This window comes from Streptacidiphilus anmyonensis (assembly GCF_000787855.1).
Taxonomy (GTDB): domain Bacteria; phylum Actinomycetota; class Actinomycetes; order Streptomycetales; family Streptomycetaceae; genus Streptacidiphilus; species Streptacidiphilus anmyonensis.
The window spans coordinates 1-8,754 of sequence record NZ_BBPQ01000049.1; the positions used below are offsets into that span (position 1 = coordinate 1).

The 8,754-nt window shown below is 72.9% G+C and carries 1 pseudogene; it reads right to left on the reverse strand.

The features are described from left to right. A pseudogene (locus tag TR50_RS30370) lies at positions 1-8,754 on the reverse strand (SDR family NAD(P)-dependent oxidoreductase); the annotation flags it as partial.

The following is an 8,754-nucleotide window of genomic DNA, read 5'->3' on the forward strand; positions in this document are numbered from 1 at the left end:
ACCCGCGACCACCACCGCACGCTGCTCGAACACCGACCGCGAGGCAACCAACGCCCGAGCCACGTCCGACAGTTCGAGCTCGTCTCGGTCCCGCAGGAAGGACAGCAACCGCGCCGCCTGCCCAGGCAGCGCCGCCTCGCTCTTCGCCGACAGCACCAGCGGCACCGTCGGGACCGCCACGGCTTCCGCCATGACAACCGGCTCGGTCGGGACGTACTCCAGGATCGTGTGGGCGTTGGTGCCGCTGATGCCGAAGGACGACACCGCCGCGCGACGCGGACGACCGGTCTCCGGCCACTCACGCTGCTCGGTCAGCAGCTCGACCGCACCCGAGGCCCAATCCACCTTCGGGGACGGCTCGGTGACGTGCAGGGTCTGCGGCAGCACACCCTGGCGCATCGCCGTCACCATCTTGATGATGCCGCCGACACCCGCCGCCGCCTGCGTGTGCCCGATGTTCGACTTCAGCGACCCCAGCCACAGGGGCTCCTCCGCAGAGCGGTCGCGGCCGTAGGTGGCCAGCAGCGCCTGAGCCTCGATCGGGTCGCCCAGCGGCGTCCCGGTGCCGTGGGCTTCGACCGCGTCGATCTCGTCGACGGTCAGGCCGGCGTTGGCCAGCGCCTGGCGGATGACCCGCTGCTGCGACGGACCGTTGGGAGCCGTCAGACCGTTGCTGGCGCCGTCCTGGTTCACCGCGCTGCCACGCACCACCGCCAAGACCGGGTGACCGTTGCGCCGAGCATCCGACAGCCGCTCCACGAGCAGCATGCCGACGCCCTCACCCCAGCCGGTGCCGTCCGCGTCGGCGGAGAACGCCTTGCAGCGCCCGTCGACGGACAGACCGCGCTGGCGGCTGAAGTCCACGAAGACCTCGGGGGTGGACATGATCGCCACACCACCGGCCAGGGCCATCGTGCACTCGCCGTTACGGAGCGACTGGATCGCCCAGTGCAGCGCGACCAGCGACGAGGAGCACGCGGTGTCGACGGTGACCGCCGGGCCCTCCAGGCCCAGGGTGTAGGCGACGCGGCCCGAGGTGATGCTGCCGGACACACCGGTACCGAGGTGCCCCTCGACGCCGTCGGGCAAATCGGTCACGCCCGCCGCGTAGTCGTGGTACATCACACCGGCGAAGACGCCGGTGCGGCTGCCGCGCAGCGTGCCCGGGTCGATGCCGGCCCGCTCGATCGCCTCCCAGGAAGTCTCCAGCAGCAGTCGCTGCTGCGGGTCCATCGCCAGCGCCTCGCGAGGCGAGATGCCGAAGAACTCCGGGTCGAACAGGCCCGCGTCGTGCAGGAAGCCGCCCTCGCGGGCGTAGGTGGTGCCCTGGTGGTCCGGATCCGGGTGGTAGAGCCCGTCCAGGTCCCAGCCACGACCGGCCGGGAAGCCGGAGATCGCGTCCGAGCCGGACGACACCAGCCGCCACAGGTCCTCGGGCGACTCCACACCACCCGGGTAGCGGCAGGCCATGCCGACGATCGCGATCGGGTCGTCCGTCGTCGCCGCAGCCGAGGTGACCACCACCGTCTGCGACTCGTCGCCCAGCAGCTCGGTGCGCAGGAACGCGGCCAGCGCGCCCGGGGTCGGATAGTCGAAGACCAGCGTCGCGGGCAGGCGAAGGCCGGTCGCACCGTTGGCTCGTTGCGCAGCTCGACGGCGGTCAGCGAGTCGAAACCCAGCTCCTTGAACGCCCGACCGGACTCGACCGCCGTCGCGTCCGCATAGCCCAGCACCGCCGCCACACGACCACACACCAGGTCCAGCAGCGCACCCTCGCGCTCGCCCACCGGCAGCGCGCTCAGCGTCCGCACGAGGGACGAACCGGCGGCCGTCCCCGACCGCCCGGCCTCGACGGCACGACGCACCGGTCCCCGCACCAGTCCACGCAGCAGCGGCGGCAGGGTGCCCGCCGCAGCCTCGGCGCGCAGCGCGGCGAGGTCGAGCCGCATCGGCACGAGCATGGCGTCGCCCGCGGCGCAGGCGGCGTCGAAGAGTGCCAGGCCCTCCTCGGCAGACATGCCCTCGACGCCGCCGCGGCTCATCCGCTGGACGTCGACCTCGGCGAGGCTGCCGATCATGCCGCCGTTCGCCCAGGCGCCCCAGGCGAGGGAGACGGCCGGAAGGCCCTGGGCCCGGCGCTGGCGCGCCAGCGCGTCCAGGAAGACGTTCGCGGCGGCGTAGTTGCCCTGGCCGAGACCGCCGAAGGTGCCGGCAGCCGAGGAGAAGAGCACGAACGCGGAGAGGTCCGAGGTGAGTTCGTGCAGGTTGAGCGCCGCGTCCAGCTTCGGACGCAGCACCGTGTCGAGCCGCTCGGGCGTGAGCGAGGAGACGATCCCGTCGTCCAGCACACCGGCCGTGTGCACCACACCCGTCACCCGGTGCTCCGCCAGCAGCCCGGCCAGCGCCTCCCGGTCCGCCACGTCGCACGCAGCGACCGTGACATCCGCACCCAACGCGGCCAACTCAGCGACCAGTTCGACAGCGCCCGGCGCGTCCGCGCCACGCCGCGACACCAGCAGCAGGCTCCGCACCCCGTGCTCGACCACCAGATGCCGGGCCACGAGCGCGCCCAGCATCCCCGACGCACCGGTCACCAGCACCGTGCCGTCAGTGTCGAACACCGGCGCGGCATCGACGGCGGCGGCCACCCGGGCCAGTCGCGGCACCCGGACCTCACCCGCGCGGATCGCCAGCTCCGGCTCCCCGGACGCCACGGCGCCGGGCAGGGCGCGGAGCGAGGTGTCCTGGCCGTCCAGATCGAGCAGGACGAACCGGCCCGGGTTCTCGGACTGCGCGGAGCGCAGCAGACCCCACACCGGAGCGTGCGTCAGGTCCAGCAGCTCGGCCGCGTCGACAGCCACCGCGCCACGGGTCACCAGGACCAGGCGAGAGGCGCCGAACCGGTCGTCCGCCAGCCAGGACTGGACCACAGACAGCGCATCGCTGAGAGCGGACCGGACTGATACGGCGAGGTCTGCGGCGTCGGTCGCGTCGACGGTGTCCAGGGCGAGAAGGACAGTCTCGGGTGCGGCCAGGCCGCCGTCCACGGCCGCAGCCAGCGCGCCCAGGTCGGCGAAGGCCTCCGCGCCCGAGCCGAGCACGTCCTCGCCCAGCGCCGCCCAGCCCCCGACCGGGGCCGACGCCGACGGGACGGGCAGCGCGACCCAGTCCACCCGGAAGAGCGACTCGGCGAACGCGCCACGGGCGGCCCGCACCTGCTCCTCGGAGACCTCGCGCATCGCGAGCGAGTCGACCGAGGCCACCGGCCGGCCCGACTCGTCGGCGAGCACCAGCGAGACCGTGTCACGGCCGGCCGGGGACATCCGCACCCGCACCGCCGCCGCTCCGGCCGCGTGCAGGGTCACGCCGCTCCAGGCGAACGGGAGTCGCCCGCCGCCGTTCTCGTCCAGCATGTCGCCGATGCCGACCGCGTGCAGTGCGGCATCCAGCAGCGCCGGGTGCAGGCCGAACAGCGCGGCGTCGCCGTGCGCGGCCTCCGGCAGGCGGACCTCCGCACAGACGTCCTCGCCCAGGCGCCAGGCGGCGCGCAGGCCCTGGAAGACCGGGCCGTAACCGAAACCGGCAGCGGCCAGGCGCTCGTACAGGTCCGTGACGTCGACCTCGACCGCGCCGGCCGGCGGCCACTCGGTCAGCTCGAACGCCGGCTCGGCGTTGACGGCGGGCGCGAGCACGCCGGTGGCGTGCCGGGTCCACGCGTCTCCCCCGGCGACCGCGTCCTCCAGCCGCGAGTGCAGGCTCACCGCGCGGCGGCCCGACTCGTCGGCTGCCTCCACCGAGAGCTGCACGTGGACCGCGCCCTGCTCCGGAAGGACGAGCGGCGCTTCCAGCGTCAGCTCCTCCAGAACCGAGCAGCCGACCTGGTCACCGGCCCGCACAGCCAGTTCGACGAAGGCGGTGCCCGGCAGCAGCACCGAGCCCATCACGGCATGGTCGGCCAGCCACGGGTGCGACCGCACCGACAGACGGCCGGTGAACAGGAACCCGTCCGCCGCAGCGAGCGAGACCGCCGCGCCGAGAAGGGGGTGCCCCGCCACGGCGAGGCCGACGGCCGTGACGTCGCCCGTGCCGACGGGCAGCCGCTCGGGCCAGTAGTGCTCGCGCTGGAAGGCGTAGGTGGGCAGATCGACCCTGCGGCCACCGGCACCGGCGAAGACGGCCGTCCAGTCGACGGTCACGCCGCGCACGTGGGCCTGGGCCAGCGCCGTGGTCAGCGTCCGGACCTCCGGACGCTCCGCCCGCAGGACGGGCGCGAACGCGACGTCCTCGACGGTGACGCAGTCCTGGCCGAGCGCGGACAGCACGCCGTCCGGACCAAGCTCCAGGAACGTGCGGACACCCTCACGCTCCAGCGTCGCGACCGCGTCGCGGAAGCGGACCGCCTCGCGGACGTGGCGCACCCAGTAGTCGGGCGAGGTCAGGTCGGCGGACTGGTCGAGCGTCGACACGATCGGGATCCGCGGAGTGTCGAACGTCAGACCCGCCACGACCGCCCGGAACTCGTCCAGCATCGGGTCCATCAGCGGCGAGTGGAACGCGTGGCTCACCGTCAGCCGCTTGGTCTTACGACCCTCGGCAGCCAACTGCCCGGCGACCTCCAGCACGGCCTGCTCGGCACCGGAAAGCACCACGGAGGTCGGGCCGTTGACGGCCGCGATCCCCACCTCGTCGGTGAGCAGCGACAGCACCTCGTCCTCGGACGCCTGCACCGCCACCATCGCACCGCCCGACGGCAACGCCTGCATCAGCCGGCCACGCACCGCGACCAGGGTCGCCGCATCCGCAAGCGAGAGAACACCCGCGACGTGCGCAGCCGCCAGCTCACCGATCGAGTGACCGGCCAGGAAGTCCGGCGTCAGACCCCACGACTCCACGAGGCGGAACAGCGCGACCTCGATCGCGAACAGCGCCGGCTGCGTATACGCCGTCTCGTCGATCCGCTCACCCGCGAAGACGACCTCCCGCACCGAAAGGTCCAGGTGCTGGTCCAGGTGTGCGAACACCTCGTCCAGCGCATCCGCGAACACCGGGAACGCCTCGTACAGCTCACGGCCCATCCCGGCCCGCTGACTGCCCTGACCGGTGAACAGGAACGCCGTCCGCCCGTCCACCACCGAGCCACGCACAATCCCGGTCGCGGAACCGCCCCCGGCCAGAGCCGCCAGTCCGGCCAGCACCTCCGCCCGCTCCCCCGCGACGATCGCGGCGCGCTGCTCGAAGGCCGCGCGCGTCGTCGCAAGCGAGTAGCCGAGATCCGCGAGCCGCAGCTCGGCGTCGGCTTCGACGCGCGAGAGCAGCTCCTGCGCCTGGGCCCGCAGGGCGGTGTCGTTCTTCGCCGACAGCAGCACCGGCAGGACCGACGGCGCCGCCGAAGGCTCGGCGACCTCCTCCGTGGAGACCTCCGGAGCCTGCTCCAGGATCGTGTGCGCGTTGGTCCCGCTCACACCGAAGGCCGAGACACCGGCCCGACGCGGCGCACCGGTCTCCGGCCACGCCATCGCCTCGGTCAGCAGCTCCACCGCACCCGCCGACCAGTCGACATGCGGCGTCGGCTCGTCCACGTGCAGCGTCTGCGGCAGCACGCCGTGCCGCATCGCCATGACCATCTTGATCACACCGGCCACGCCGGCAGCCGCCTGCGTGTGCCCGATGTTGGACTTCAGTGCGCCGAGCAGCAGCGGCCGGTCCCCCGAGCGCTCCTGACCGTAGGTGGCGAGCAGGGCCTGCGCCTCGATCGGGTCGCCGAGGCGGGTGCCGGTGCCGTGCGCCTCGACCGCGTCGATCTGGTCGGCCGTCAGGCCGGCCGAGGCCAGCGCCTGACGGATGACCCGCTGCTGCGACGGGCCGTTCGGGGCCGTCAGACCGTTGCTCGCACCGTCCTGGTTGACCGCGCTGCCGCGCACGACCGCGAGGACCGGGTGGCCGTTGCGCTGGGCGTCCGAGAGGCGCTCGACGAGCAGCATGCCGGCGCCCTCGCCCCAGCCGGTGCCGTCCGCGGCACCCGCGAACGCCTTGCACCGGCCATCGGTCGACAGTCCACGCTGACGGCTGAACTCGATGAACAGGTCCGGCGTGGACATCACGGTCACACCACCGGCCAGCGCCAGCGAGCACTCGCCGTTACGGAGTGCCTGCACCGCCATGTGCAGCGCCACCAGCGACGCCGAGCAGGCCGTGTCTACGGAGACCGCGGGCCCCTCCAGCCCGAACGTGTAAGAGAGCCGGCCGGAGATCACGCTCGTCGCCGTGCCCGTGAGCCGGTGACCCTCGATCCCTTCCTGCCCGTCGGCCAGCAGCGAGATGTAGTCCTGGCCGTTGGTGCCGATGAAGACGCCGGACTGGCTGCCACGCAGCGACGCCGGGTCGATGCCCGCCCGCTCGAAGACCTCCCAGGAGGTCTCCAGCAGCAGACGCTGCTGCGGGTCCATGGTCGTCGCTTCACGCGGGCTGATGCCGAAGAACGCGGAGTCGAACCGGGTGGCGTCCTGGAGGAACGCGCCCTTGCGGGTGTAGACCTTGCCGAGCTGGTCGGGGTCGTCGTCGAAGAGGGAGTCGAGGTCCCAACCGCGGTCGGTCGGGAAGTCCACGACCGCGTCACCACCCGAGACGAGCAGTTGCCACAGCTCCTCGGGCGAGGTCACCCCGCCGGGGAAGCGGCAGCTCATCGCGACGATGGCGATCGGCTCGTCGTCCGCCAGGGCGACCGTGGGCCGGGACGCCTCGGCCACCGGCTGGTGGCCGAGCAGTTCGGTGCGCAGGTGGTCGGCGAGCGCGGTCGCCGACGGGTAGTCGAAGACCAGCGTCGCCGGCAGCTTCAGACCGGTCGCCGCGTTCATCCGGTTGCGCAGGTCGACCGCGGTCAGCGAGTCGAAGCCCAGCTCCTTGAACGCCCGGCCACCCTCCACCGCGGTCGCGTCGGCGTAGCCCAGCACCGCCGCCACCTGGGCGCGCACCAGATCCAGCAGCGCGCGACCCTGCTCCGCGGACGACAGGGCGGCCAGCCGCCCGGTCAGCGAGGAGCCGACGTCGGCCGTGGCGCCCTCGGACCGCGACTCGGCGGCGGCCGAACGAAGGCGCTGGACCTCTGGGATCTCGTCGAAGAGGCGACTCGGACGGACGGCGGCGAACTCGGCAGCGAGCCGGTCCCAGTCGACGTCGGCGATCGTCAGGGCGATGTCGCCATGGTCGAGAGCCTGCTGCATCGCCGTGATGGCGAGCGCGGGGACCATACCGACGACGCCGTCGCGACGCAGCCGGTCAGCGATCAGCTCCTCGGTCGCCAGACCCGCTTCGGCCCAGGCACCCCACGCGATCGACGTCGCGACCAGACCGTCAGCCCGACGCTGCTGGGCCAGCGCGTCCAGGAAGGCGTTGGCAGCGGCGTAGTTGGACTGGCCGGCGCTGCCGACCGAACCCGCCATCGAGGAGAACAGCACGAACGCCGACAGATCCGAGGTCAGCTCGTGCAGGTTCCGCGCGGCGTCCACCTTCGGACGGGCCACCGCGGCGAAACGCTCCGCCGTCTGCCCGTCCACGACACCGTCGTCCAGCACACCAGCGGTGTGGAACACCGCCGACACCGGGTACTCAGCCAGCAACGCGGCCAGCGCCTCACGGTCGGCCGCATCACACGCCGCCACCGTGACACTCACACCGGCAGCAGTCAGCTCGTCCCGCAGCTCCACCGCGCCAGGCGCGTCCAACCCACGACGACTCGTCAGCACCAGACTCTCGGCCCCGTTGCGCACCAGCCAACGCGCAACCTCCGCACCCAGCGCACCCGTACCGCCCGTGACCAGCACCGTGCCGGACGGACGCCACTCCACCGCCTCGCCACGCGACGCCCGCACCAGACGACGACCGAACACACCCGACGCGCGGATCGCGACCTGGTCCTCACCCGCGACGCCGGCCAGCACGCCCGCGAGGCGGGACAGCACACGCTCGTCGATCGTCTCCGGGAGGTCGACCAGACCACCCCATCGCTCCGGATGCTCCAGAGCCACCACCCGACCCAGACCCCACAGCCGTGCCTGCGAGGGATCCACGAGCCGGTCCGAGCGGCCTGTCGACACCGCACCGCGGGTCAGGCACCACAGCGGCGCGTCGATCCGCGCATCGCCCAGCGCCTGCACCAGCGTCGCGGTGGACGCCGGGTCTCCGTCGGAGACCGGCAGCCACAGCACGCCGGAGACAGCAGCGATGGCATCCACCGCAGCGCCCAACTGCTCGGCCAGCACGGCACGGTCGACGACGTCCAGCTCGACCTGGCGGACATCCACGCCTCGCCCGGCCAGCATCGCCAGGGTGCCCGTCACGGCCGGGTCCTCGACGCAGCCCGCCGGGATCACGACCAGCCAGGTCCCCGACAGCATGCCCGACGCGGCCTCGGTGACAGGCTTCCAGCTGTCGCGGTAGCGCCAGCCGTCCACGATGGACTGCTCGCGGCTCTGTCGACGCCAGGCCGAGAGCGCGGGCAGCACCGAACTCAGCGGCTGGTCCCCCTCCAGGTCGAGGGTGGCGGACAGCGCCTCCAGGTCGCCGCTCTCGACGGCCTCCCAGAAGCGGGCGTCCACCGCGTCGATCGGGGCCGCGACCGCCGCGACGGTCCCGTCCGACTCCAGCCAGTAACGCTCGCGGTTGAAGGCGTAGGTCGGCAGGTCGACCCGTCGAGCGCCCTCGTGGGTGAGGAAGGACTTCCAGTCCACGGCGATGCCACGGACGTGCGCCTCGGCG